A 24690-nucleotide genomic window follows, 5' to 3' on the forward strand; every position below is an offset into this window, starting at 1 on the left:
ATAGGTGTTAAATCTGGCACGAGACTTGATACATCCTACGTACAACTGATCTGATTCAGGAGTACGGAAAAATGTTCGAGTTCTTCAGCAATCCCCAGAACGTTCTGCAGCTGTCGAGCCGGGTACTCGGCGCCGGCCTCGCGCTGCTTTTGGCAGGTATCTATGGCGCTTATCTCTACGATGGTCACTTGCCGATCGTGGTGCTGGTGTCGATGCATGCGATGACCATCATCGGGCCAACCTTGCTCAAAATCGGCTATGTGATGCGTCTGCTGGCGCAACATCGACTGGGTAAACGTCTGGTTGGCGCTGTGGCCTGAAGGCGGCGGTTCAGCGCCGGCCCAGCGCTCCTTTTTCGGCGATCCACCGGGTCGCCAAATCGAAAACTGCCAGCGATGGGCGCTGCCTGAGGTCGAGAAGCGAAAGCCGATGCATTGATGCCGGGTCAGGTCTTCCGGAATGACCGGTTTGCCCGCCTTGGCGAAGTACTCCGCAGAACCCACCACCGACCATTGCAGGTCAGGTGTCAGGCGCACCGCGATCATGTCTTTTTCAATCGACTCTCCCAGACGAATCCCGGCATCGAAGCCGCCGGCCATCAGGTCGACCGTGGCGTCGTCCAGGGAAATATCGAGGGTGACTTGCGGATAGGCCTCGCGGAATAGCGGAATCAGCGGCTCCATCAACAAGGCCCCCGGACAATTGCGGTGCCGTCAGTCGCAACGTACTCATCGGCTGATCACGGAAACCGCTGAGGACCGCCAGTGCTTCATCGATTTCACTGGCCGCCGGACGCAAACGGGCAAACAGACTGGCGCCAGCTTCGGTCAGCGCCACCCGACGCGTGGTGCGCTGAAACAGCAGCACGCCGGTGCGCCGTTCCAGCAGTTTGATCGCATGGCTGACAGCAGCATCACCCAACGTTTTGGCGAGCAGCCAGGCTTGCTGGCAGCCACCCTTGATGTGACCAACGAAGTCCAGGGTGTTGCGGTGGTCAAGGCGGCCATCGAACACTTCGGGCGCATCGACGTGCTGGTCAACAACGCCGGTTTCGGCGTGCTCGGCGCCGTGGAAGAAACCATCGCCGATGAAGTGCGGCGCGTGTACGAAACCAACGTCTTCGGCTTGCTGAATGTCACTCGCGCCGTCCTGCCGCACATGCGCGCCGCTCGCCGTGGGCATGTGATCAACCTCTCGTCGGTGGGGGGTTACACGTCGGGGCCGGGCTTCGGCGTCTACTGCTCCACCAAATTTGCCGTCGAAGGCTTGAGCGAGGCGCTGCACGCTGAGCTGGAGCCGCTGGGTATCAAAGTGATCCTGAATCAGTCGGGTGATCCGGACAAGCTCGCCCAGGCCATGATCACCCTGGTGGAAGCGCAGAAAGCCCCGCTGCGCTTACCGCTAGGCAGCGACTGTGTCGCGGCGATCGAAGCCAAGAACACCTTCGTCGCCGATGAGTTGCAGACTTGGCGTGAGCTGTCAGTGTCCACCGACTTCTAAGCCATAACACGGTCCGTAGCAGCTGCCGAGCCTGCGAGGCTGCGTCCGGCGACGAAGTCGTCGTGAAACCAGGCAACGCGGTGTGTCAGGAGAACCTCGCGTATAGGGTTTACGACGACTTCGTCGCCGGACGCAGCCTCGCAGGCTCGGCAGCTGCTACAAAGAACTCGGCCTTTGTGTGACCGGTGGTCGATGAACCTGTCTCGCCCGGCAATTTGCGCTTAGCTGAAAGGATAACGCCGACCCAAAAAAATAAGGCGTCACCGTGAGTCTGAGGACATTCGCAATGCTGACCCTCAACATCAATGGCAAGGACCAGGCGCTGGATGTCCCCGCAGACATGCCGCTACTGTGGGTCCTGCGCGATGTCGCGCACCTGACCGGCACCAAATTCGGTTGCGGCATGGCCCAATGCGGGGCCTGCACCGTGCACGTCGACGGCGCGCCGCTGCGCTCCTGTATCACCCCCGCCACGGCCGTGGCCCACGGGCAAAAAATCCTCACTATCGAAGGCCTGTCCACCGACGGTTCACACCCGGTGCAACAAGCCTGGGCCGAACTCGATGTGGTCCAGTGCGGTTACTGCCAGTCCGGGCAGATCATGTCGGCGGCGGCCTTGCTGGCGAAGATTCCTCGACCCACCGACAGCGACATTGATCAGGCGTTGTCCGGCAACATCTGCCGCTGCGGCACCTACCCAAGAATCCGTGCAGCGGTCAAACGCGCCGCCGAGATTGGTTGATGCCACATTGAAGGGAGTCTGAGCAATGAACAGCCTCAATCCTCTGTCGCGCCGTGGTTTTCTCAAGGGCAGCGCGTTGCTGGGCGGTGGTCTGGTGGTGGCATTTGTCATCCCTGGTGCCCATCGCTTTGCCCTCAGCGCCGAGAACCAAGGCAATGTTTTCGCGCCCAATGCGTTTTTACGGATCGGCAATGACAACAGCGTCACCGTACTGCTCGGCCATTCGGAAATGGGCCAAGGCATCTGGACCGGCCTGACCCTGTTGATCGCCGAAGAACTGGACGCCGACTGGTCGAAGATCCGTGTAGAACATTCGCCGGCCTCGGCAGCCGAGTACGGTATGGCCGGGTTCGGCGGGATGCAAATTACCGGTGGTTCGACCTCGACCTGGATGGAATTCGACCGTTACCGTCAGGCCGGTGCCGCAGCGCGTTTGATGTTGATCGACGCGGCCGCTAAACGCTTCAACGTCGCACCTTCCGAGATTCGCACCGAATCGGGTGTGGTGATTGCCGGCGACAAACGCGCCACCTACGGCGAACTGGCCGATGACGCCGGCAAGTTACCGGTGCCGGATCCGGCGTCGATTAAGCTCAAGGAATCCAAGGACTGGAAACTCATAGGCAAACCGACCAAGCGCCTGGACACGCCGGAAAAAATCACCGGCCGCGCCAAGTTCGGCATGGACGTGCAGTTCGACGGGCTGATGACCGCCATGGTCGCGCGTTCACCGGTGTTCGGCGGCAGCGTCAAATCCTTCGAAGGCGCCGAAGCGCTGGCGATACCGGGCGTGCACAAAGTCGTGCAGGTGCCCACCGGGGTGGCGGTGATTGCCGATCATTACTGGGCGGCGAAGCTGGGGCGCGATGCGTTGAAGGTCGATTGGGATCTGGGGCCGAACACCGGACTCGACAGTGAGAAGCTACTGGAAAGCTTCCGCAAACTCGCCGCCACCCCTGGCATGTCGGCCAGTCAGGCCGGTGATGTCGCGGCCAGCCTGGGTAAAGCAGCGAAGACCATTGATGTCGAGTACAGCGTGCCGTACCTGGCCCACGCGCCGATGGAGCCGCTCAATTGCACGGTGAAAATCACCCAGGACAAATGCGAAATCTGGACCGGCACTCAATTCCAGACGCTGGATCAAATGATCGCGGGGAAAATCACCGGGCTCAAACCCGAGCAGGTGGAGATTCATACCGAGTTTCTGGGCGGCGGTTTCGGTCGCCGGGCCAATCCGACCTCGGACTTTGTCGCTGAAGCCGTGGAAGTCGCCAAAGCAGCGGGCGCGCCGGTGAAAACCGTCTGGTCCCGGGAGGACGACATCCGCGGCGGGTACTACCGTTCGGCGTTCCTCCATCAGGCACGCATCGGCCTCGATGCCGACGGGATGCCGATCGCCTGGAAGCATGTCATGGTCGGGCAGTCGATCATGGCGGGCACGTCATTCGAGGCGACCATGGTCAAGAATGGCATCGACAAAACCTCTGTCGAAGGGGTCGCCGACAGCCCTTACCTTGAGGGGTTGGCCAATCACCAGGTTGATCTGCATTCTCCGCAAACCGGCATCCGTGTGCTCTGGCTACGTTCGGTAGGGCACACCCACACCGCGTTCGTGATGGAGTCGCTGATCGACGAACTGGCCACGGCTGCCGGCAAGGATCCGGTCGAATACCGGCGAACCTTGCTCAAGGACCATCCACGGCATCTTGGCGTGCTGAACCTGGCCGTCGAAAAAGCCGATTGGAAGGCGCCACTGCCGGACGGCCATGCGTTGGGTGTCGCGGTGCATGAGTCCTTCGGCAGTTACGTTGCCCAGGTGGCCGAGGTGTCCCAGGACAACCTGGCGATCCGCGTACACCGGGTGGTGTGCGCAGTGGATTGCGGCATTGCGGTCAACCCGATGAGCATCGCGGCGCAAATGGAGTCGGCCATCACGTTCGGCCTCGGATTTACTTTGCACAGCAAACTGACCTTCAAGAACGGGCAAGTGGTGCAGTCCAATTACCACGACTATCAGGTGCTGCGGCTCAACGAAATGCCGGTGGTCGAAGTGCATATCGTGCCCAGCAGCGACAAACCCGGCGGCATCGGCGAGGTCGGTGTGCCGCCCACGGCGCCGGCAGTGGCCAACGCGGTGTTTGCCCTGACCGGGCAGCGCTTGCGCGAACTGCCGCTGCAACTGTCGGGGGTGTGAGATGAGACGACATCTGATTCTTGGCGCGGTGGTATTGATCGGCCTGATCGGTTACGCCGAGGACCTGTTCGCTGACGATAAGGACGCCATCAAGGCGTTCGATACGGTGCAAAAGGTCTTTCAGAGCCCGCGTTGCCAGAACTGCCATATTCCCGGCGATTCGCCATTGCAATTCGATGCCGGGATTCCCCACGCAATGAACGTTGTGCGGGGCATGGACGGCAAGGGCGCGGCGGGTTTGCCCTGCGCTACTTGCCACGCCGACAGTAATCCGCCGGCCAGTTATGGCGCTAACACCCCACCGGGAGCACCGCACTGGAGCCTGCCACCCGCTGCGCACAAAATGGCTTGGATCGGTCTGCCGGCCGATAAGTTGTGCGCAATGATCAAGGATCGCTCCAGCAACGGCGACCGCGATTTCGCCGCGCTGATCAAGCACGTCAGCGACGACAAATTGGTGCTTTGGGGCTGGAATCCGGGTCAGGGAAGGGCGCCGGTACCGGTGCCGCACGAGATTTTCGTCACCCAGTTCAAGATCTGGGCAGACGCTGGAGGGCCGTGTCCGGTACTGGGTAGTTGACCGGCGGTCCGTTTACAGGGAGTCAAACCGGGTATGGACGACTCTAAGAAACATACCCGCCAATGGAGTGAGCAATGCTGATCCCAGGGAAACCGGTAAAACCAGGCGCGTGCGCTGACCCGTTGCGTACGCCACTGCAGGAGCGCGAACTGCTGCGTGACCTGGCCCGCAAGGCCGAGGAGGAACTGATGGGCGTGCAGATGGCGAGCATGGACGAATTGACGCTGCTCTCCAATCGACACGGTTTTACAGCGCTGGCCCAACAAGGGCTGGAGGCCTGCCAGCACCTGGAAAAGCCAGCGACGGTGCTGCTCTTCAATATTGAAGGCTTCAAGCACATCAACTATCTCTATGGTCGTGCCGAGGGCGACAAAGCCCTGAAAAGCTTCGCTGATGTGCTGCGCATTGCCTTTCGCGAGAGCGATGTGATCGGCCGACTGGGTAACGACAAGTTCGTCGCGTTACTGACCGGCTCAAGCGTTGTGGAGATACCCGCTATCAAGGCGCGGCTCGAAGAAATACTTGAAGAGCGCAATGCCACGGTGCATCGCGGTTATGACATCCGCTTCAGCATCGGGCAAATCGAGTGCAGCCCTCAGCTACCCGGCTCGATCGAGGAGCTGCTGGCACAGGCCGATGCGTTCACTTGGCAAACAACTGACCCACATCCTTGAATGCCTTGAACTCAAGTGCGTTGCCGCACGGATCGAAGAGAAACATCGTCGCTTGCTCACCCACCAATCCTTGAAAGCGAATGCCCGGTTCGATCACGAATCGGGTGTCGAGGGATTTCAGTCGCTGGGCCAGCGCTTCCCATTGCGCCATTCCCAACACCACACCGAAATGCGGGACGGGCACGTCATGACCGTCGACAGCATTGGTGTGCGCGGCTTCTTGAGACGCGTTTTTCGGTGCGAGGTGAATGACCAACTGATGGCCGAAAAAATTGAAATCGACCCAATGATCGCTTGAGCGACCTTCTTCCAGGCCGAAGACTTCGCCATAAAAATTCCGCGCGGCGGTCAGGTCGTAAACCGGGATGGCCAAGTGAAAAGGGGAGAGTTGCATCGCAAGTGCCTCGACTGTCTGGATTCAGACTGAGTTTAGCCCTGTGCTTTTTGATTGAGGGACGATAATTTTCACATCGAGCTCAAATTATTTCGATCAATCGAGAAGGTCATGCTGCGGGAACTGAAAACCTTCATTGCCGTGACGCGCTACGGCACTTTTGCCGCAGCCGGAATGCACATCGGCCTTACCCAGTCGGCCGTCAGCGCGCAGATTCGCAATCAGCACGAACGGCTCCCGGCGAATGACCTGCGCCGACAATTCCTTGGCTTGAGCATGGGGCGAAGGTTCGGATCATCCCTTTGGGGGCGTTGACGTTCTACCGCGAGATCGTCGTGTTGCAGCGTTACAGTCAGCGCACACAGCCGATCCAGCAGCTGTTTTCCAGCTGCCTGACACAAGTCGATGTTTAATCACAAATTCCCTGTGGGAGCGGGCTGTTCTTGGAATTTCGGGCACAAAAAACCCGCCTGGAAAGGCGGGTTTTTCTATTGGCTGACCGAAGATTACTCTTCGAGGCTGCCCATGGCTGTGGTGTTGAAACCACCGTCCACGTACATGATTTCGCCGCTGATGCCGGACGCCAGGTCCGAGCACAGGAAGGCGCCGGCATTGCCGACTTCGTCGATGGTGACGTTGCGACGCAGCGGGGTTTGCGCTTCGTTGGCGGCCAGCATTTTGCGGAAGTTCTTGATGCCGGAAGCGGCGAGGGTGCGGATCGGGCCAGCCGATACGCAGTTGACGCGGGTGCCGTCCGGGCCCAGGGAACCGGCCAGGTAACGAACGCCAGCTTCCAGGGAAGCCTTGGCCATGCCCATGACGTTGTAATTCGGCATGGTGCGCTCGGCGCCCAGGTACGACAGGGTCAGCAGGCTGCCGTTGCGGCCTTTCATCATTTCGCGGCCAGCTTTGGCCAGGGCCACGAAGCTGTAGGCGCTGATGTCGTGAGCGATGCGGAAACCTTCACGGGTGGTGGCTTCGGTGAAGTCGCCGTCCAGTTGGTCGCCCGGGGCGAAGCCAACGGAATGCACGATGCAGTCCAGGCCGTCCCACTTCTTGCCCAGCTCAACGAAGACCTTGGCGATTTCTTCATCGCTGGCCACGTCGCACGGGAAGCACAGGTCAGGGTTGGAACCCCAGCTTTGTGCGAACTCTTCGACACGACCCTTGAGTTTGTCGTTCTGATAAGTGAAGGCAAGCTCAGCGCCCTCGCGATGCATGGCGGCAGCGATGCCGGATGCGATGGACAGCTTGCTGGCGACACCGACGATCAGTACGCGCTTACCGGCGAGAAAACCCATGTGTTGCTCCTCTCTTTCAGGTTATTACGCAGTGGCTGGAACCAGGAAAGCGGCTTCCAGCAACTGCTGTGTATACGGATGTTTGGGGGCCGCAAAGATACTTTGCGCGTCTCCCTGTTCGACCACTTGGCCTTGCTTGACCACCATCAGCTGGTGGCTCAGCGCCTTGACGACAGCCAGGTCATGGCTGATAAACAGATACGTCAGGTTGTACTTGGTTTGCAGTGAGCGCAGCAGCTCCACCACTTGGCGTTGCACGGTCCGGTCGAGGGCCGAAGTCGGCTCGTCCAGCAGAATCAACGCCGGTTTTAGCACTAATGCCCGGGCAATGGCGATTCTCTGCCGCTGCCCGCCGGAAAATTCGTGGGGGTAGCGGTGCCGGGTTTCCGGGTCCAGACCTACCTCCTTGAGTGCCGCAATAATCGCTTGTTCCTGTTCCGCCTCGGTGCCCATCTTGTGGATCCGCAGGCCTTCGCCGACGATCTGGCTCACGCACATCCGTGGGCTCAGGCTGCCGAACGGGTCCTGAAACACCACCTGCATCTCCCGACGCAGCGGCCGAACCTGTTGCTGCGTCAGGCAGTCTAGCTGCTTGCCTTCAAAACGGATGGCGCCTTTGCTACCGATCAGCCGCAAAATCGCCAAACCCAGTGTCGACTTGCCTGAACCGCTTTCTCCCACAATCCCCAAGGTCTGGCCTTGAGGCAGGCTGAAATTGATCCCGTCCACCGCTTTGATGTGGTCGACGGTTTTTTTCAGAAAGCCCTTCTTGATCGGGAACCAGACTTTCAGGTCCTCGACTTGCAGCAATGGCGGGCCAATAACGTTGGTCGCAGGCGTCCCGCTGGGCTCCGCTGCCAGCAGTTCCCGAGTGTACGGATGCTGCGGCGCGCGGAACAACTCTTCGCACGATGCCTGTTCGACGATGCAACCGCGCTGCATGACACATACGCGATGCGCAATTCTTCGCACAAGGTTCAAATCGTGACTGATCAGTAGCAGCGCCATGCCCAATCGGGCCTGTAATTCTTTGAGCAATTCGAGGATTTTCAGCTGAACGGTCACGTCCAGCGCGGTGGTCGGTTCGTCGGCGATCAGCAGTTCCGGCTCGTTGGCCAGGGCCATGGCAATCATCACCCGCTGACGCTGGCCGCCAGACAATTCGTGGGGCAGGGCCTTGAGGCGCTTCTCGGGCTCCGGGATGCCGACCATTTCCAGCAACTCCAGCGTGCGCTGGGTCGCGACTTTGCCGATCAGGCCCTTGTGGGTGCTCAACACCTCGTTGATTTGTTTCTCGATTGAGTGCAGCGGATTGAGCGAGGTCATCGGCTCCTGGAAGATCATCGCGATCCGGTTGCCGCGGATGTGACGGATGGTTTTCTCTTTCAGGCTCAGAAGGTTTTGCCCGGAATACTCGATGGTCCCGGACGGATGCCGGGCGAGCGGGTAGGGCAGCAACCGCAGGATCGAGTGAGCAGTCACCGATTTGCCGGAGCCACTTTCACCCACCAGCGCCAGGGTTTCCCCGCGCTTGATATCGAAGCTCACACCTTCGACCACCCGTTGAACACGCTCGCCAACGACGAATTCGACGGACAGGTCGCGCACTTCGATCAGATTGTCCTGATTCATTTCACTTCCTCGGGTCGAAGGCATCGCGAGCGGACTCGCCGATGAACACCAGCAAACTCAACATCAACGCCAGCACCGCAAACGCGCTCATGCCGAGCCACGGCGCTTGCAGATTGGATTTGCCCTGGGCCACCAATTCACCGAGAGACGGTGCGCCGGGCGGCAGACCGAAGCCCAGAAAGTCGAGAGCGGTCAGGGTGCCGATGGCGCCGGTCAGGATGAACGGCATGAAGGTCATGGTCGAGACCATGGCGTTGGGCAGGATGTGGCGGAACATGATCGCACCATTCTGCATTCCCAACGCCCGCGCGGCGCGCACGTATTCCAGATTACGCCCTCGCAGGAATTCGGCGCGGACCACGTCCACCAGGCTCATCCACGAGAACAGCAGCATGATACCCAGCAGCCACCAGAAATTCGGCTGGACGAAACTGGCGAGAATGATCAGCAGGTACAGCACCGGCAACCCGGACCAGATCTCCAGAAAGCGTTGTCCGGCCAAATCCACCCAGCCGCCGTAGAAACCCTGCAAGGCCCCGGCAATCACACCGATGATCGAGCTGAGGATGGTCAGCGTCAGCGCAAACAACACCGAAATCCGGAAGCCGTAAATCACCCGGGCTAACACATCTCGACCCTGATCGTCAGTACCCAACAGGTTGTCGGTCGAAGGTGGCGCCGGAGCCGGGACTTTCAGGTCGTAGTTAATGCTTTGGTAACTGTAGGGAATCGGCGCCCACAGGACCCAGGCGTCTTTTTCCTTGAGCAATGCGCGGATGTACGGGCTCTTGTAGTTGGCTTCCAGCGGGAATTCGCCGCCGAAGGTGGTTTCCGGGTAACGCTTGAGCGCCGGGAAGTACCAGCCGTTGTCGTAGTGCACCACCAGCGGTTTGTCGTTGGCGATCAGCTCAGCACCGAGGCTCAGCCCAAACAGCAGCAGAAACAGCCACAGCGACCACCAGCCACGCTTGTTGGCCTTGAACAGTTCGAAACGTCGGCGATTGAGAGGGGAGAGATTCATCTCAATGCTCCCGGCTTTCGAAGTCGATGCGCGGATCGACAAAGGTGTACGTGAGGTCGCCGATGAGTTTTACCACCAGGCCCAGCAGGGTAAAGATGAACAGCGTGCCAAAGACCACTGGATAATCGCGGTTGATCGCGGCCTCAAAACTCATCAGCCCGAGACCGTCGAGGGAAAAGATCACCTCCACCAGCAACGAGCCGGTGAAGAAGATGCCGATAAACGCCGACGGGAACCCGGCGATCACCAAGAGCATGGCGTTGCGGAACACATGGCCGTAGAGCACGCGGTGATGGGTCAGGCCCTTGGCCTTGGCGGTGACCACGTACTGCTTGTTGATTTCGTCGAGGAAGCTGTTTTTGGTCAGCAGCGTCATGGTCGCGAAGTTGCCGATCACCAGTGCGGTGACTGGCAACGCGAGGTGCCAGAAGTAATCGAGAATCTTGCCGCCCATGCTCAACTCGTCGAAGTTGTTGGAGGTCAGCCCTCTGAGCGGGAACCAGTCGAAATAGCTGCCCCCAGCGAACACCACGATCAGCAGGATGGCAAACAGAAACGCCGGGATCGCGTAGCCGACGATGATCAATGAGCTGGTCCAGACGTCGAAGTGGCTGCCGTGTCGTGTCGCCTTGGCGATCCCCAGCGGGATCGACACCAGGTACATGATCAGCGTGCTCCACAGCCCGAGGGAGATCGACACCGGCATTTTTTCCTTGATCAGGTCGATGACCTTGGCGTCGCGGAAGAAGCTGTCGCCGAAATCCAGGGTCGCGTAGTTCTTGATCATGATCCACAAGCGTTCCGGCGCCGATTTATCGAATCCGTACATGTGTTCGATTTCCTTGACCAGCATCGGGTCCAGGCCCTGGGCGCCGCGATAGGCGGAGCCGGCCACCGAGACTTCGGCACCGCCGCCGGCGATGCGGCTGGTGGCGCCTTCGAAGCCCTCGAGCTTGGCGATCATCTGCTCCACCGGCCCGCCGGGAGCGGCCTGGATGATCACGAAGTTGATCAGCAAAATGCCGAGCAAGGTCGGGATGATCAGCAGCAGTCGCCGAAAAATATACGCCAGCATCTGATTACTCCGTGCCCGCAGGGTCGGCTTGCAGTTTGGTTTCGACTTCTACCGCAGGTTTCGCGTCAGGCTTGACCCACCAGGTGTTAATGCCGATGTCGTACTTGGGTGATATTTTCGGGTGACCAATGTGGTTCCAATAGGCTACGCGCCAGGTCTTGATGTGCCAGTTGGGGATCACGTAATAGCCCCATTGCAGCACGCGGTCCAGCGCGCGGGCGTGGGCTACCAGGCTTTTGCGCGAATCGGCGTTGATCAGTTGCTCGACCAATTGGTCCACCACCGGGTCTTTCAGGCCCATGGAGTTGCGGCTGCCGGGTTTGTCGGCGGCAGCGGACATCCAGAATTCACGCTGTTCGTTGCCCGGTGAATTGGACTGCGGGAAGCTGCCGACGATCATGTCGAAGTCCCGGGAGCGTACGCGGTTGATGTACTGCGAGACGTCGACCCGGCGGATCACCAGGTCGATGCCCAGGTCGCTGAGGTTGCGCTTGAACGGCAGCAGCACCCGCTCGAATTCGGTCTGGGCCAACAGGAATTCGATAGTCACCGGTTTGCCATTGGCGTCGACCATCTTGTCATCGACGATCCGCCAGCCCGCCTCTTGCAGCAGTTGATAGGCTTTGCGCTGTTGGGCGCGAATCATGCCGCTGGCGTCGGTCACCGGGTTCTGGAACGCCTCGCTGAACACCTGCTCGGGAACCTTGCCGCGGAACGGGTCGAGGATCGCCAGTTGATCGGCATCCGCCAGGCCAGTGGCGGCCATTTCTGAGTTTTCGAAAAAACTGCGGGTGCGGACGTAGGCGCCGTTGAACAGCTGCTTGTTGGTCCATTCGAAGTCCAGCAACAGGGTCAGGGCCTGACGCACGCGCACGTCCTGGAACACCGGGCGGCGCAGGTTGAATACGAAGCCTTGCATGCCGGTCGGGTTGCTGTTCGGGATCTGTTCCTTGATCAGCCGGCCCTCGGTGACGGCGGGGATGTTGTAGGCGTTCGCCCAGTTCTTCGCGGCCATTTCCAGCCAGTAATCGAACTGCCCGGCCTTGAGCGCTTCCAGGGCCACGGTGTTGTCGCGGTAGTAGTCGGTGGTCATGACGTCGAAGTTGTAGAAGCCGCGGTTGGCCGGTAGGTCCTTGCCCCAGTAATCCTTGACCCGCTCATAGCGCACCGAACGCCCGGCCTTCACTTCACTGACCTTGTACGGGCCGCTGCCCAACGGCATTTCCAGGTTGCCCTTGTTGAAATCGCGAGTTGCCCACCAATGCTTGGGCAACACCGGCAACTGGCCGAGGATCAGCGGTAACTCACGGTTGTTGGTGTGTTTGAACTTGAACAGCACCGTCAGCGGGTCTTCAGCGACCACTTCCTCGACATCGCTGTAGTAACCGCGGTACAGCGGCGCGCCGTCCTTGATCAGGGTCTGGAAGCTGAACACCACGTCCTCGGCGCGCATCGGATGCCCGTCGTGGAAGCGCGCTTCGGGGCGCAGGTAGAAACGCACCCAGCTGTTGTCCGGGGCTTTTTCGATTTTGCCGGCGACCAGACCGTACTCGGTGAACGGTTCATCCAGGCCCTGTTTGGCCAGGGTGTCGTAGATCATGCTGATGTCGTCGGCCGCGACACCCTTGCTGATGAAGGGATTGAGGCTGTCAAAGCCGCCGAAACCGGCTTGACGGAAGACCCCGCCCTTGGGCGCATCGGGGTTCACGTAATCGAAATGTTTGAAGTCGGCCGGGTATTTCGGCGGCTCGTTGTACAGGGTCAGGGCATGTTGCGGGGCGGCGCAGGCCAGCCCGGCGAACAACAGACCGCTGGCGTGCAAGAGCAGGGCACGTACGGGGTTCATCGATCTTTCTCCGAAGATTTCAGCCACCACGCGCTCAGGCCCAACGTGTAGGGCGGCGTGGTGACGAAGGCGAACCGGTTGCGGTAGGCCAGGCGGTGATAATTGAGGTACCAGTTGGGAATGATGTAGTGCTGCCACAGCAACACCCGGTCCAGGGCCTTGCCGGCGGCGACCTGTTCATCGCGGGTCTGGGCGGCGAGCAATTGTTCGAGTAAATGGTCGACCACCGGATTGGCGATGCCGGCGTAGTTTTTGCTGCCCTTGACCCCGACCTGGCTGGAATGGAAGTACTGCCATTGTTCCAGGCCCGGACTGAGCGTCTGGTTGAGGGTCATCAGGATCATGTCGAAATCGAACTGATCGAGGCGTTGCTTGTACTGGGCGCGATCGACCGTGCGCAGCTGAGCATCGATGCCGATGTTGGCGAGGTTTTCGACGAAAGGCTGAAGGATGCGTTCCAGGTTCGGGTTGACCAGCAGAATTTCGAATCGCAACGGTTGGCCAACGGCGTTCTGAACGTGCTGGCCGTTAAGCTTCCAGCCGGCCTCGGCGAGCAGTCCCAGGGCTTTGCGCATGGTTTCCCGGGGAATGCCGCGCCCTTGGGTCTGCGACAGGCTGAACGGCTCGGTGAACAGCTTGGCGGGCAACTGCTCGCGATACGGCTTGAGCATCAACCATTCATGGCCGACCGGAAGGCCGGTGGCGGAGAACTCGCTGTTGGGGTAGTAGCTCATGGCGCGTTTGTAAGCGCCGCTGAACAGGGTGCGATTGGTCCACTCGAAGTCGAACATCAGGCCCAGGGCTTCACGGACCTTGGTCTCGGAGAAGGTCGGGCGCCGGGTGTTCATGAACAGGCCCTGGGTCTGGGTCGGGATCTGATGCGCGATTTGCGCCTTGATGACGTCGCCGCGTCGCACCGCCGGGAAGTGGTAACCGTTGTTCCAGTTCTTCGCCTGGTGCTCGATATAGATGTCAAATTCGCCGGCCTTGAAGGCTTCGAAGGCAACGTCGCTGTCGCGGTAGAACTCGACTTCCATGCGGTCGACGTTGTATTTGCCGCGATTGGCCGGCAGGTCTTTGCCCCAGTATTCCTTGACCCGTTGGAAAACGATCTGGCGCCCAGGCTCTACCGACGTGATGCGATACGGTCCACTGCCCAGTGGCGGTTCGAAGGTGGTGGCCTTGAAGTCACGACCTTTCCAGTAATGCTGGGGCAACACCGGCAATTCGCCCAGGCGCAGGATCAGCAACGGATTGCCGGCGCGTTTGAAGACAAAACGAATGCGCTGCGAGTTGAGGATGTCGACTCGCGACACTTCCTGAAGGTTGGTGCGGTACTGCGGATGGCCTTCCTTGAGCAACAAACGGTAGGAGAATGCCACGTCATAGGCGGTGATCGGCGTGCCATCGTGGAAACGCGCTTCGGGGCGCAGGTTGAACACCACCCAGCTGCGGTCCTCGCTGTACTCCACGGATTGGGCGATCAGGCCATAGCTGGAGGTCGGTTCATCGCCGGACGGCGCGTACTGCCCGGTGCCGACCATCAGTGGTTCGTTGAGCTCATTGATGCCGTATTGCGAGAAATTCGGCGTGGAAACCGGACTTGAGCCCTTGAAGGTGTAGGGATTGAGCGTATCGAAGGTGCCAAACGCCATCACCCGCAACGTACCGCCCTTGGGCGCTTGCGGGTTGACCCAGTCGAAGTGGGTAAATCTGGCCGGGTACTTGAGCGTGCCGAACTGCGCATAACCATGGCTTTCGCTGATCGTCGCGCTTGCGGGGCAGCTCAAGGCCAGGCTGATCAGGAGCAGGAGGAGGGGACGCTTCAAGTCAGAGATCCGATCCAGGCGGCTTGGGCTTTGTGGCCCGTACAGTAACAGCTTGTATCGACAGGAAAAAGACGGGTGCTTAATGCGTTGTTAATTGCCAACCCGGCCCCCCTGTAGCAGCTGGCGAAGCCTGCGTTCGGCTGCGAAGCAGTCGTGAATTCGGTACTCGCGGTGTTTCAGGCAAACTGCATTCTCAGGTTTTACGACTGCTGCGCAGCCGAACGCAGGCTTCGCCAGCTGCTACAGGAATTTAGGGCAACCTTTTGAGCAAAAAAAGCCCCTGAAGTCAGGGGCTCATTTTAGTGCGGCGAATACACCGTCAGCATCTGGCCCGGTTTGAGCGCCTGACCGACACGCGGGTTCCAGCGCTTGAGGTGCTGCATTTCAACGTTGAAACGCTTGGCCACCATGTACAGCGAATCGCCTTGCTTGACCTTGTACTGGGTCTGCGACTTCTTGGTGTTGGCCGCCACTACGGTGGTGGTGCGCCCGGAACTGCGCTTGGTGGTGTCCTGCATGACCAGCGTCTGGCCGACCTTGAGGTTCTTGCCGGTCAGTTTGTTCCAGCGCTGCAGGTCCTTGATATCGACTTTGTTAGCCTTGGCGATGGTGCCGAGGTTGTCGCCGCGTTTAACGCGGTAAGCGCGTTTGAGGCTGGCAATTTCGGAGTCGTCTGCGCCTTCGAATACTGGCTTGAGCGGCTTCTTGCTGATCAGCTCCTCAGGACGCATGGTCGAGAGACTGGCCGTCAGCAGTTGCGCCTTGGATGTTGGCACCAGCAAATGCTGAGGGCCATCGATGGTGGTGCGTTGCTTGAAGGCCGGGTTGAGCTGAAACAGTTCGTCTTCGTCGATGTTGGCCACCGCGGCGACCTTGGACAGGTCCATGCGCTGGTTGATTTCGACGACCTGGAAGTACGGTTCGTTGGCGATCGGGTTCAGGTTCACGCCGTAGGCTTCGGGCGCCAGCACCACTTGCGACAACGCCAGCAACTTCGGCACGTAGGCCTGGGTTTCGGCCGGCAGTGGCAGGTTCCAGTAATCGGTCGGCAAACCGAGCTTTTCGTTACGCTCGATGGCCCGGCTGACCGTGCCTTCGCCAGCGTTGTAGGCCGCCAGGGCCAGCAGCCAGTCGCCGTTGAACATGTCGTGCAGGCGGGTCAGGTAATCCATGGCCGCGGTGGTCGAGGCGGTGATATCGCGACGGCCATCATAAAAACGGGTTTGACGCAGGTTGAAGTAACGCCCGGTGGAGGGGATGAATTGCCACAAGCCAACCGCGTTGGCCCGGGAATAGGCCATCGGGTTGTAGGCGCTCTCAATCACGGGCAATAACGCCAGTTCCAGCGGCATGTTGCGTTCTTCAAGGCGTTCGACGATGTAGTGGATGTAGAGGCTGCCGCGTTCGCCGGCATTTTCGAGGAAGGACGGGTTGCTGGCGAACCACAGGCGCTGTTGCTCGATGCGCGGGTTGACACCCAGGCTGTCCTGCAACTGGAAGCCCTGGCGCATGCGCTCCCAGACATCTTGTGGAGCTTGTGGAGTCGGTTTTTCACTGAGCCAGATAGGCTTCTGCTTGGCTCGGGCGGCGATATTCGGAGTGTGTGCCGCGTCGGTTTGCGGCACATGGCTTGAACAGCCCGCCAATGTGGCGGACACAGCCACCGCGATGGCTTGAGCCAAGCGGGTCAATGCGTCTGAATTGATGGCTTTACGAATAGATGACGACATTGGCTGGAAGTAAGTTCCGGGCAAAAATGTCGGGCGATTCTAGAAAGCGTACCCCCTGAGGTCAACCATTCAGAATTTTTGTACCAACGGGATGGCTACTTAGAACTTATCTTTCCAAGCCCGAAGAGCAGCAAAAACCGCACTCGGAGCCCGGTTATCGGTTCCGTTCCGTTCGTCCATTTTTTCTTTAACGGATGTTTCGTCGACCCGCAAAAACGGGTTGGTAAGCTTTTCAAGCGCCAGAGTAGAGGGCAGCGTGATGATTCCGGCTTCACGTTGTGCGGTGACTTTTTCCAGACGTGCGGCGGTGTCCGGATTGCCCGGTTCGACCGCTGCGGCAAATTTCAGGTTGCTCAGGGTGTATTCATGGGTGCAGTAGACCTGCGTATCTTCAGGCAGGGCGGCGAGGCGGGCAAGCGAGGCGTGCATTTGCTCCGGTGTGCCTTCGAACAAGCGCCCGCAACCCGCGGCAAACAGCGTGTCACCGCAGAACAGCAAACCGTGATGGTAATAGGCAATATGCCCCAGGGTGTGACCGGGGACGGCAAAGATATCGAAGTCCCAGCCCAGCACGGTGACGCGGTCGTTGTCCTTGAGCGCCACGTCCCGGCCCGGGATGGTTTCGCTCGCCGGACCGTAGACTTTCGCGTCTGTCGCTTTTTTAAGCTGCTCGACGCCGCCGACGTGGTCATGATGATGGTGAGTGATCAGAATATCACTCAACACCCAACCCGGATGCGCTGCGAGCCAGGCCTGCACGGGCGCGGCATCGCCCGGATCGACCACTGCGCAGCGCTGGGTGCGGTGGTCTTGTAACAACCAGATGTAGTTGTCGGTGAAGGCGGGCAGGGCACTGATCTGTATCATCGTCGGATTCGCCAAGCGGAAAACAATGGTGCATCTTAGAACTTCCTGGCGCGTTGGAGAATGCAATGACCGATAAAGCGTTCGCTCAGGCTGATCCTGAGTGGCTGACATTGATCAGCGCGGCCCGTGAATGGCTGTCCGGCCCCATTGGGCAATTTCTGCTGGACGAAGAACGTCGCATGCTCGAAGACGAGTTGGGACGCTTCTTTGGCGGTTACCTGGTGCATTACGGCCCGTCGGCCCAGACACCGCCGTCGGCGCCGCAAGTCCAGCGCAATGTGCGGCTCGGTGCGCCGTTGCCGGGTGTCGAGATCGTCTGCGAAGAGCAGGCGTGGCCTTTGAGCGAGCATGCCGCCGACGTGGTGGTGTTGCAGCATGGGCTGGATTTCTGCCTGTCGCCCCACGGTTTGCTGCGTGAAGCGGCGAGTAGCGTGCGGCCCGGCGGGCATCTGCTGATCGTCGGGATCAATCCCTGGAGCAGCTGGGGTTTGCGACACGTTTTTGCTCACGACGCCTTGCGCAAGGCTCGCTGCATCTCCCCGTCGCGGGTCGGCGACTGGCTCAATCTGCTGGGTTTCGCGCTGGAGAAACGCCGCTTCGGGTGCTATCGTCCGCCGCTTGCGTCACCCGCCTGGCAGGCTCGTCTGGCCGGTTGGGAGCGCAAGGCCGGTGACTGGCAACTGTCGGGTGGCGGCTTCTATTTATTGGTGGCGCGCAAGATCGTGGTGGGCCTGCGGCCCGTCCGTCAGGAGCGGCGCGAACCGATGGGCAAGCTGATTCCATTGCCGATGGCCAAGGTCAATCGTCGCCGCCTCGATCCGTAATACATTTTTTACTTTCCCGGCCGGGTTCGCCCCGGCCTCGGGCATCGTCGATCACTGATCGGCGAGCCGCCGCATTTTCTGGATAGATTGGCATGAGCGATAGCGTAGAACTCTTCACCGACGGCGCCTGTAAAGGCAATCCTGGCCCAGGCGGCTGGGGCGCTTTGCTGGTGTGCAAGGGCATTGAAAAAGAACTGTGGGGCGGCGAAGCCAACACCACCAACAACCGCATGGAGCTGATGGGCGCGATCCGCGGCCTGGAAGAACTCAAGCGCTCATGCGACGTACTGCTCGTGACTGACTCGCAATATGTGATGAAAGGCATCAACGAGTGGATGGACAACTGGAAGAAGCGCGGCTGGAAAACGGCGGCGAAAGAACCGGTGAAAAATGCTGATTTGTGGAAGCTGCTCGATGAGCAGGTCAACCGCCACAACGTCACCTGGAAATGGGTGCGTGGCCACATCGGCCATCACGGCAACGAACGGGCCGACCAATTGGCCAACCGCGGCGTGGATGAAGTGCGCGGTTACAAGCAGGCTTGATCCCTGTGGGAGCCGAGCTTGCTCGCGATGAACGATGACGCGGTGCACCTGAAAGACCCCAGCGAGCGTGTTAACATCGCCGCTTTTGCACGATTGACCCGTTGAGAGCTGAGCACTGATGGCCACCAGATCCGTTGTACTCGATACCGAAACCACCGGCATGCCGGTGACCGACGGCCACCGGATTATCGAAATCGGCTGTGTCGAGTTGATCGGTCGGCGCCTGACGGGCCGGCATTTCCACGTTTACCTGCAACCAGACCGCGAGAGTGATGAAGGCGCCATTGGCGTCCACGGCATCACCAACGAATTTTTGGTGGGCAAGCCGCGCTTTACTGAAGTGGCCGATGAGTTCTTTGAATTCATCAAGGGCGCGCAGCTGATCATTCATAACGCGGCGTTCGACGTTGGTTTCATCAACAACGAATTCGCCTTGATGGGCCAGCACGACCGTGCGGATATCACGCAGCACTGCTCGATCCTCGACACCCTGATGATGGCCCGGGGACGTCACCCGGGGCAGCGCAACAGTCTCGACGCCTTGTGCAAACGTTATGGCGTCGACAACTCCGGTCGTGAACTGCACGGCGCCTTGCTCGACTCCGAGATCCTCGCCGACGTTTACCTGACCATGACGGGCGGCCAGACCAGCCTGTCCCTGGCCGGTAATGCCTCCGATGGCAATGGTTCCGGTGAAGGGGCAGATAACTCGGCCACCGAAATCCGCCGTCTGCCGGTCGATCGTCAACCGACGCGAATTATTCGCGCCAGCGAAGATGACCTGGCCCAACACGTGGCACGCCTGGAAGCCATCGCCAAATCCGCCGGCGCCCCATCGCTCTGGCAGCAACTGGCCGAGGCCAAGGCTCAGGCCTGAGTTGCTGGCCACATGATGGTGCATCCGTTGACCCACATCAGGGCATCGCGCTCGCCACAAGCGCTTGAACCCTCTACCCTGAGGTGATTGGCGGACCACGGTCTGCCGCCTCAGGATGCTGAGCCCCATGTATAAAGATCTGAAATTCCCGGTCCTGATCGTCCATCGCGACATCAAGGCCGACACCGTCGCCGGTGACCGCGTGCGTGGCATCGCCCGGGAACTGGAACAGGAAGGCTTCAGCATTGTCTCGGCGGTGGATTACACCGAAGGGCGCTTGGTCGCCTCGACCCATCACGGTCTTTCCTGCATGTTGATTGCGGCCGAAGACGCCAGCACACACTCTCATCTATTACACAACATGGCCGAGCTGATCGGCCTGGCGCGGGTTCGTGCGCCTGACTTGCCGATCTTCGCCCTTGGTGAGCAAGTGACGCTGGAAAATGCACCTGCCGACGCGATGGCGGAGCTCAATCAGCTGCGCGGCATCCTTTATCTGTTCGAAGACACCGTGCCATTCCTGGCCCGTCAGGTGGCCCGAGCCGCGCGCAAATACCTGGATGGTCTGCTGCCGCCGTTTTTCAAAGCGCTGGTGCAGCACACTGCCGACTCCAATTATTCCTGGCACACACCCGGCCATGGCGGCGGCGTGGCGTACCACAAGAGCCCGGTGGGTCAGGCGTTTCACCAGTTCTTCGGGGAGAATACCCTGCGTTCGGACTTGTCGGTGTCGGTGCCGGAACTCGGTTCTTTGCTCGATCACACCGGTCCGCTGGCAGAAGCGGAGGCCCGTGCTGCCCGCAACTTCGGTGCCGATCACACGTTCTTCGTGATCAATGGCACCTCGACCGCCAACAAAATCGTCTGGCATTCGATGGTCGCTCGCGATGACTTGGTGCTGGTGGACCGCAACTGCCACAAGTCGGTGCTGCACTCGATCATTATGACCGGCGCCATCCCGCTGTACCTCTGCCCGGAGCGCAATGAGCTGGGGATCATCGGCCCGATTCCGTTGAGCGAATTCAGCCGCGAATCGATTCAGGCCAAAATCGACGCCAGCCCGCTGACCAAGGGCCGGGCGCCCAAGGTCAAGTTGGCGGTGGTGACCAATTCGACGTACGACGGCCTCTGCTACAACGCTGAGCTGATCAAGCAGCAGCTGGGCAACAGCGTCGAGGTCTTGCACTTTGATGAAGCCTGGTACGCCTACGCGGCGTTTCACGAATTCTTCGCCGGACGTTATGGCATGGGCACTTCCCGCAGTGAAGACGGCCCGCTGGTGTTCACCACCCATTCCACCCACAAACTGCTGGCGGCGTTCAGCCAGGCGTCGATGATTCACGTGCAGGACGGCGGCGCGCGGCAACTGGATCGGGATCGCTTCAATGAAGCGTTCATGATGCACATCTCCACTTCGCCGCAGTACAGCATCATCGCTTCGCTGGACGTGGCTTCGGCCATGATGGAAGGGCCGGCCGGGCGTTCGCTGTTGCAGGAAATGTTCGACGAAGCGCTGAGTTTCCGTCGGGCGCTGGCCAATCTGCGCCAGCATATCGCCGCTGACGATTGGTGGTTTTCCATCTGGCAGCCGCCGTCGGTGGAAGGCATCGACCGGGTTGTCACGCAAGACTGGCTGCTGCAACCCGACGCCGACTGGCACGGCTTTGGCGGCGTGACCGACGACTACGTGCTACTCGATCCGATCAAGGTCACTTTGGTGATGCCGGGCCTGACGGCCGGCGGCGCACTTAGCGAGCGTGGGATTCCGGCGGCGGTGGTCAGCAAATTCCTTTGGGAGCGTGGGCTGGTCGTTGAAAAGACCGGGCTGTATTCATTCCTGGTGCTGTTCTCCATGGGCATCACCAAGGGTAAGTGGAGCACCTTGCTGACCGAGTTGCTGGAATTCAAGCGCAGCTACGATGCCAACGTCAGCCTCGCGACGTGCCTGCCGTGCGTGGCGCAAGAGAATATCGCACGCTATCGGGGCATGGGTTTGCGCGATCTGTGCGATCAATTGCACGCTTGCTACCGCAGTAATGCCACGGCCAAACACCTCAAGCGCATGTACACGGTGCTGCCGGAAATCGCCATGAAGCCCTCTGACGCCTATGATCAATTGGTGCGTGGCGAGGTTGAAGCGGTGTCGATCGATGCTCTGGATGGGCGGATCGCCGCGGTGATGCTGGTGCCGTACCCGCCGGGGATCCCGTTGATCATGCCCGGCGAGCGTTTTACCGAGTCGACACGCTCGATCATCGATTACCTGGCATTCGCCCGCACGTTCGATAGCAGTTTCCCGGGGTTTGTCGCTGATGTGCACGGTTTGCAACACGAAGACGAGGGCAATGGACGGCATTACACCGTCGATTGCATCAAGGAATGAGGACCTTTCCCAGTATGCAACCACTCATGAATCCGAAATATCCAGGGCTGTCGGTGCGCGTTGCCGACGACGGCTTCGCCGCTTACATCTGGGGCAGTGATTTCAGTTTTGAAGTCGTGGCCTACGGCGCAGCCGAAATTGGCAAGCCGGTTGAGCAGTGGGTCGTGACACCGATCACGCCCTATCGCAAGTGCTACGGCATCGATCCTGAAGAGTTCAGCAGTTTCCGCGATGCTGCTGACAGCGCGATTTTCATGGCTTATCTCGATGATGAACCGGTGGGTCACCTGGTGGTCAGCACCAACTGGAACGGCTTTGCCCATATCGACGAGTTGGCGGTGCATGCGCCGGCGCGGCGCCATGGTGTGGCCAAGGCGTTGCTGGATGTGGCGCAGTTCTGGAGCCGCAAAAAAAAGCTGCCGGGCATCATGCTCGAAACCCAGAACAACAATTTGGATGCCTGTCGGCTTTATGAGCGCTCCGGTTATATGATCGGCGGGATCGATCATCTGCGTTATCGCGGGATCGATCCGAACACCGCCGAAGTGGCGCTGTTCTGGTATCGATTGTTCGATAACCCTCTGGAAACCTTGCCTAGCTCGCCAGCATCGCCACGGCTTGTTCCGTGATGATGCCGAGTAAGGCCTGAACCGTCGGTGATGGCTTGCCGCTCTTGAGGGTCAAGGCATACAGGCTGATCGGCACGGCAGGCGCCAGCGGGCAGACATCCAGCCCGGCCGATTTGGCCCCGAGGGCGGTGAAAGGGTCGACGATGGCCAGGCCTTCACCGGCCTCGACCATGCTGCGCATCATCTGGTGAGTCTGTACGCGGGTCTGAATGACCGGGACAGGGCGCAGGGCATGCAGTTTGTTCTCCAGCGCCGGACTCAGCGGATCATGGCCCTCCAGGCCAACCATCGATTGGCCGGCCAAGTCCTGCAGCGAGATGTACTTTTGTTTGGGTTGCAACCAACCGTGAGGTGCCAGCAGCTGAAGTTTGCCTTGGGCAATCACCTGACAATGAATGTCGGCGTGATCGGGATCATGCAGGCTCAGGCCCAGATCGCTTTCGCGCAGCAGCAGGCTTCTGACGATCTCGCGGGTGGGTTGGCTCAGGAGGGTGCAAGGCGCATCAGGGAGACGTCGGCGCAGGGCGGCAATGCTCTGGGGCAATAACTGCTGTGCCAAGGGCGGCGTGCAAATGATCCGCAAGGGCGGAGCCTGATATTGCTTGAGACTGTTGGCCAGGCGCTGGACCGGCTCGAGCGCTTCATAGACGTGGGCGATCTGAACTTGCAACTCCCGCGCCTCGCGCGTGGCCTGCAGGCGTCCACGCACGCTGGAAAACAGCATGAAACCCAACTGATCCTCGGCGTCGCGAAGAATGCCTTCGACTTCGGCCACAGGCAGCTGTAGCCATTCGGCCGCGGTGCCCAGGTGACCGGTTTGCAGGAGCGCCTGGATCACTTCGATATGACGTAAACGCATGCTTGAAGTCCATGTTCAGCAGGTGAGGGAGTCAGTGGCTGAATCCTAACTCAAGTGCGCGCATATGACTTCTGCTCATAACACGGGGTTATGAGACGACGGTGGTTTCCGGCAAACTTCCGACATGGGTATCGGGTTCGCGAACGATGGTGACGTCCGATTGCACCAGCAGAAACTGGTTGTCATCGAGCTTTTTGACGCGATCGCCAATGGCCAGCTTATAAGTGGTGACAGGCACCGAGCCAGTGAGGCCGTCTGCCGACGGGGTGGATTCCTGGAACTCATGTACGGAATAGACACGGCCTTCTGCGTCTCTTGCATGGAACTGACCGACGAGTACTGCTGCCATCTGCTTAGAACCTCTGGAGATAAATCACTCAATATGCGGCTCTGTAGACCGTGGTTGGGCGAGGTAAGTTTTCCTACAGGAAAAAAATAGTCAGGGGCGGCGTTTTCGGTCGCCCACTGGTTGAATCGTCATCTATAACTACAAGCTCTTTCCATCGGACAGTCGAGAATCTTCCATGAGCAACGTCTATACGATCGCCGTACTGGTCGGCAGCTTGAGAAAGGAATCGATCAATCGCAAGGTGGCGCTGGCCCTGGCCGACCTGGCGCCTGCCAATCTCAAGCTTACTATCGTCGAAATCGGCGATCTGCCGCTCTACAACGAAGACATCGATGGCGCTTCACCGCCGGCAGCCTACAGCACTTTCCGACAACACGTGAGTTCATCCGACGCAGTGCTGTTCGTGACCCCCGAATACAATCGTTCGGTACCTGCACCACTGAAGAATGCGATCGACGTTGGATCGCGCCCTTATGGCAAGAGTGCCTGGAGCGGTAAGCCTGGGGCGGTAATCAGTGCTTCACCGGGCGCTGTCGGCGGTTTTGGTGCCAACCATCACCTGCGCCAGTCCATGGTGTTTCTGGATGTGCCGTGCATGCAGCAACCGGAAGCTTACTTGAACGGTGCCGGCTCGGCATTCGACGAAGCGGGCAAGCTGTCCGAGTCGGTCAAACCGTTCTTGCAGAACTTCATCAATGCTTACGGCAAGTGGGTCGAGCAACACAAGAAGCAATGACGCTCATTTAGCCACGAAGCCGGCCACAGATCATCGACTCGATCTCCAGCAGGTATTGTGGGTGACGTTGGCGGCTTTGGCTTTGCGGTTATCTTCTTGAACC

General features: G+C 59.7%; 23 protein-coding genes and 3 pseudogenes. 14 read left to right on the plus strand and 12 right to left on the minus strand.

Annotated features, from left to right (window positions below; all coding sequences use genetic code 11):
- Positions 1–71: 71 nt before the first annotated feature.
- Positions 72–320, plus strand: a complete 249-nt coding sequence (locus tag ACYZT3_RS13540; RefSeq protein ID WP_462032270.1) for a transmembrane sensor/regulator PpyR — start codon at positions 72–74, stop codon at positions 318–320.
- A gap of 63 nt (positions 321–383) precedes the next feature.
- On the opposite strand, the pseudogene ACYZT3_RS13545 reads toward ACYZT3_RS13540, so the two are convergent.
- Positions 384–909: pseudogene (locus tag ACYZT3_RS13545) on the minus strand (LysR substrate-binding domain-containing protein); the annotation flags it as partial.
- Here ACYZT3_RS13545 and ACYZT3_RS13550 point away from each other — a divergent pair.
- From ACYZT3_RS13550 to ACYZT3_RS13570, 5 genes are all read left to right on the plus strand, one after another.
- Complete coding sequence (locus ACYZT3_RS13550; protein WP_462032369.1) at positions 853–1500, plus strand: SDR family NAD(P)-dependent oxidoreductase; 648 nt, start codon at positions 853–855, stop codon at positions 1498–1500. The pseudogene ACYZT3_RS13545 and the gene ACYZT3_RS13550 sit on opposite strands and share 57 nt — an antisense overlap.
- Positions 1501–1786: 286 nt before the next feature.
- Entirely contained in the window at positions 1787–2242 is a 456-nt protein-coding gene (locus ACYZT3_RS13555; protein ID WP_282380258.1) for a (2Fe-2S)-binding protein, read from the plus strand.
- A 25-nt stretch (positions 2243–2267) separates the two neighbouring features.
- On the plus strand, positions 2268–4436 hold the full coding sequence (locus tag ACYZT3_RS13560; RefSeq protein ID WP_462032271.1) for a xanthine dehydrogenase family protein molybdopterin-binding subunit: 2169 nt from the start codon (positions 2268–2270) through the stop codon (positions 4434–4436).
- A 1-nt stretch (position 4437) separates the two neighbouring features.
- On the plus strand, positions 4438–5016 hold the full coding sequence (locus ACYZT3_RS13565; RefSeq protein WP_462032272.1) for a hypothetical protein: 579 nt from the start codon (positions 4438–4440) through the stop codon (positions 5014–5016).
- A gap of 74 nt (positions 5017–5090) precedes the next feature.
- A complete protein-coding gene (locus ACYZT3_RS13570) occupies positions 5091–5690 on the plus strand; it encodes a GGDEF domain-containing protein (protein ID WP_282380255.1) in 600 nt (199 codons plus the stop codon).
- On the opposite strand, the gene ACYZT3_RS13575 is transcribed toward ACYZT3_RS13570, so the two are convergent.
- Positions 5659–6084 (minus strand): VOC family protein, encoded by a 426-nt coding sequence (locus tag ACYZT3_RS13575; protein WP_282380254.1) that lies wholly within the window; start codon positions 6082–6084, stop codon positions 5659–5661. The genes ACYZT3_RS13570 and ACYZT3_RS13575 overlap by 32 nt on opposite strands.
- A gap of 111 nt (positions 6085–6195) precedes the next feature.
- On the opposite strand from ACYZT3_RS13575, the pseudogene ACYZT3_RS13580 reads away from it, so the two are divergent.
- A pseudogene (locus ACYZT3_RS13580) lies at positions 6196–6321 on the plus strand (helix-turn-helix domain-containing protein); the annotation flags it as partial.
- 29 nt (positions 6322–6350) lie between these two features.
- Positions 6351–6497, plus strand: a pseudogene (locus ACYZT3_RS13585) (LysR family transcriptional regulator); the annotation flags it as partial.
- A gap of 93 nt (positions 6498–6590) precedes the next feature.
- Here ACYZT3_RS13585 and fabI read toward each other — a convergent pair.
- The 8 genes from fabI to gloB all read right to left on the minus strand — a co-directional run bounded on the left by fabI (position 6591) and on the right by gloB (position 17385).
- A complete protein-coding gene (gene fabI, locus ACYZT3_RS13590) occupies positions 6591–7385 on the minus strand; it encodes an enoyl-ACP reductase FabI (protein ID WP_008152082.1) in 795 nt (264 codons plus the stop codon).
- Positions 7386–7409: 24 nt separating this feature from the next.
- Entirely contained in the window at positions 7410–9017 is a 1608-nt protein-coding gene (locus ACYZT3_RS13595; RefSeq protein WP_282380251.1) for an ABC transporter ATP-binding protein, read from the minus strand.
- Between the two features lies 1 nt (position 9018).
- A complete protein-coding gene (locus ACYZT3_RS13600) occupies positions 9019–10038 on the minus strand; it encodes an ABC transporter permease (protein ID WP_462032273.1) in 1020 nt (339 codons plus the stop codon).
- A gap of 1 nt (position 10039) precedes the next feature.
- Entirely contained in the window at positions 10040–11113 is a 1074-nt protein-coding gene (locus tag ACYZT3_RS13605; RefSeq protein ID WP_282380248.1) for a microcin C ABC transporter permease YejB, read from the minus strand.
- Between the two features lie 4 nt (positions 11114–11117).
- Complete coding sequence (locus ACYZT3_RS13610; protein WP_462032274.1) at positions 11118–12959, minus strand: extracellular solute-binding protein; 1842 nt, start codon at positions 12957–12959, stop codon at positions 11118–11120.
- Positions 12956–14788 carry an extracellular solute-binding protein gene (locus ACYZT3_RS13615; RefSeq protein ID WP_462032275.1) on the minus strand — a complete coding sequence of 611 codons (1833 nt, stop codon included), beginning with the start codon at positions 14786–14788 and terminating at the stop codon, positions 12956–12958. The genes ACYZT3_RS13610 and ACYZT3_RS13615 overlap by 4 nt, the downstream gene beginning before the upstream one ends.
- A gap of 299 nt (positions 14789–15087) precedes the next feature.
- Positions 15088–16518 carry a transglycosylase SLT domain-containing protein gene (locus ACYZT3_RS13620; RefSeq protein ID WP_282380244.1) on the minus strand — a complete coding sequence of 477 codons (1431 nt, stop codon included), beginning with the start codon at positions 16516–16518 and terminating at the stop codon, positions 15088–15090.
- Positions 16519–16617: 99 nt separating this feature from the next.
- The gene (gloB, locus tag ACYZT3_RS13625; protein WP_282380242.1) at positions 16618–17385 is read right to left on the minus strand and encodes a hydroxyacylglutathione hydrolase; all 768 of its coding nucleotides are present in this window, start codon (positions 17383–17385) and stop codon (positions 16618–16620) included.
- Between the two features lie 65 nt (positions 17386–17450).
- Here gloB and ACYZT3_RS13630 point away from each other — a divergent pair, with 65 nt between their 5' ends.
- The 5 genes from ACYZT3_RS13630 (at position 17451) to ACYZT3_RS13650 (ending at position 22643) form a co-directional block, all read left to right on the plus strand.
- Entirely contained in the window at positions 17451–18209 is a 759-nt protein-coding gene (locus ACYZT3_RS13630) for a methyltransferase domain-containing protein (RefSeq protein ID WP_282380240.1), read from the plus strand.
- Between the two features lie 92 nt (positions 18210–18301).
- Positions 18302–18754: a ribonuclease HI gene (gene rnhA, locus ACYZT3_RS13635; protein ID WP_008152099.1), complete on the plus strand. Its 453-nt coding sequence runs from the start codon at positions 18302–18304 to the stop codon at positions 18752–18754.
- A 118-nt stretch (positions 18755–18872) separates the two neighbouring features.
- Positions 18873–19631, plus strand: coding sequence for a DNA polymerase III subunit epsilon (gene dnaQ / locus ACYZT3_RS13640; protein WP_282380235.1), 759 nt, complete (start codon positions 18873–18875; stop codon positions 19629–19631).
- Between the two features lie 127 nt (positions 19632–19758).
- Positions 19759–22014, plus strand: a complete 2256-nt coding sequence (locus ACYZT3_RS13645) for an Orn/Lys/Arg family decarboxylase (RefSeq protein WP_282380233.1) — start codon at positions 19759–19761, stop codon at positions 22012–22014.
- A 14-nt stretch (positions 22015–22028) separates the two neighbouring features.
- Entirely contained in the window at positions 22029–22643 is a 615-nt protein-coding gene (locus ACYZT3_RS13650; RefSeq protein ID WP_462032276.1) for a GNAT family N-acetyltransferase, read from the plus strand.
- On the opposite strand, the gene ACYZT3_RS13655 is transcribed toward ACYZT3_RS13650, so the two are convergent.
- Entirely contained in the window at positions 22609–23502 is an 894-nt protein-coding gene (locus ACYZT3_RS13655; protein WP_462032277.1) for a LysR family transcriptional regulator, read from the minus strand. The genes ACYZT3_RS13650 and ACYZT3_RS13655 overlap by 35 nt on opposite strands.
- Before the next feature lie 88 nt (positions 23503–23590).
- Positions 23591–23851 carry a hypothetical protein gene (locus ACYZT3_RS13660; RefSeq protein WP_282380227.1) on the minus strand — a complete coding sequence of 87 codons (261 nt, stop codon included), beginning with the start codon at positions 23849–23851 and terminating at the stop codon, positions 23591–23593.
- Between the two features lie 175 nt (positions 23852–24026).
- Here ACYZT3_RS13660 and ACYZT3_RS13665 point away from each other — a divergent pair, with 175 nt between their 5' ends.
- Positions 24027–24587: an NADPH-dependent FMN reductase gene (locus tag ACYZT3_RS13665; protein WP_282380224.1), complete on the plus strand. Its 561-nt coding sequence runs from the start codon at positions 24027–24029 to the stop codon at positions 24585–24587.
- Positions 24588–24690: the final 103 nt, after the last annotated feature.

The organism is Pseudomonas sp. MDT1-16 (genome assembly GCF_054898115.1).

Bases quoted from the DNA above. Each gene is read 5' to 3' on its own strand.
- dnaQ (WP_282380235.1), top strand. From the start codon at position 18,873: ATGGCCACCAGATCCGTTGTACTCGATACCGAAACCACCGGCATGCCG.
- ACYZT3_RS13620 (WP_282380244.1), bottom strand. From the start codon at position 16,518: ATGTCGTCATCTATTCGTAAAGCCATCAATTCAGACGCATTGACCCGC.
- ACYZT3_RS13565 (WP_462032272.1), top strand. From the start codon at position 4,438: ATGAGACGACATCTGATTCTTGGCGCGGTGGTATTGATCGGCCTGATC.
- ACYZT3_RS13650 (WP_462032276.1), top strand. From the start codon at position 22,029: ATGCAACCACTCATGAATCCGAAATATCCAGGGCTGTCGGTGCGCGTT.
- ACYZT3_RS13630 (WP_282380240.1), top strand. From the start codon at position 17,451: ATGACCGATAAAGCGTTCGCTCAGGCTGATCCTGAGTGGCTGACATTG.
- ACYZT3_RS13605 (WP_282380248.1), bottom strand. From the start codon at position 11,113: ATGCTGGCGTATATTTTTCGGCGACTGCTGCTGATCATCCCGACCTTG.
- ACYZT3_RS13660 (WP_282380227.1), bottom strand. From the start codon at position 23,851: ATGGCAGCAGTACTCGTCGGTCAGTTCCATGCAAGAGACGCAGAAGGC.
- ACYZT3_RS13575 (WP_282380254.1), bottom strand. From the start codon at position 6,084: ATGCAACTCTCCCCTTTTCACTTGGCCATCCCGGTTTACGACCTGACC.
- ACYZT3_RS13645 (WP_282380233.1), top strand. From the start codon at position 19,759: ATGTATAAAGATCTGAAATTCCCGGTCCTGATCGTCCATCGCGACATC.
- ACYZT3_RS13570 (WP_282380255.1), top strand. From the start codon at position 5,091: ATGCTGATCCCAGGGAAACCGGTAAAACCAGGCGCGTGCGCTGACCCG.
- ACYZT3_RS13600 (WP_462032273.1), bottom strand. From the start codon at position 10,038: ATGAATCTCTCCCCTCTCAATCGCCGACGTTTCGAACTGTTCAAGGCC.
- ACYZT3_RS13595 (WP_282380251.1), bottom strand. From the start codon at position 9,017: ATGAATCAGGACAATCTGATCGAAGTGCGCGACCTGTCCGTCGAATTC.
- rnhA (WP_008152099.1), top strand. From the start codon at position 18,302: ATGAGCGATAGCGTAGAACTCTTCACCGACGGCGCCTGTAAAGGCAAT.
- ACYZT3_RS13610 (WP_462032274.1), bottom strand. From the start codon at position 12,959: ATGAACCCCGTACGTGCCCTGCTCTTGCACGCCAGCGGTCTGTTGTTC.
- fabI (WP_008152082.1), bottom strand. From the start codon at position 7,385: ATGGGTTTTCTCGCCGGTAAGCGCGTACTGATCGTCGGTGTCGCCAGC.
- ACYZT3_RS13540 (WP_462032270.1), top strand. From the start codon at position 72: ATGTTCGAGTTCTTCAGCAATCCCCAGAACGTTCTGCAGCTGTCGAGC.
- ACYZT3_RS13665 (WP_282380224.1), top strand. From the start codon at position 24,027: ATGAGCAACGTCTATACGATCGCCGTACTGGTCGGCAGCTTGAGAAAG.
- ACYZT3_RS13555 (WP_282380258.1), top strand. From the start codon at position 1,787: ATGCTGACCCTCAACATCAATGGCAAGGACCAGGCGCTGGATGTCCCC.
- ACYZT3_RS13655 (WP_462032277.1), bottom strand. From the start codon at position 23,502: ATGCGTTTACGTCATATCGAAGTGATCCAGGCGCTCCTGCAAACCGGT.
- gloB (WP_282380242.1), bottom strand. From the start codon at position 17,385: ATGATACAGATCAGTGCCCTGCCCGCCTTCACCGACAACTACATCTGG.
- ACYZT3_RS13560 (WP_462032271.1), top strand. From the start codon at position 2,268: ATGAACAGCCTCAATCCTCTGTCGCGCCGTGGTTTTCTCAAGGGCAGC.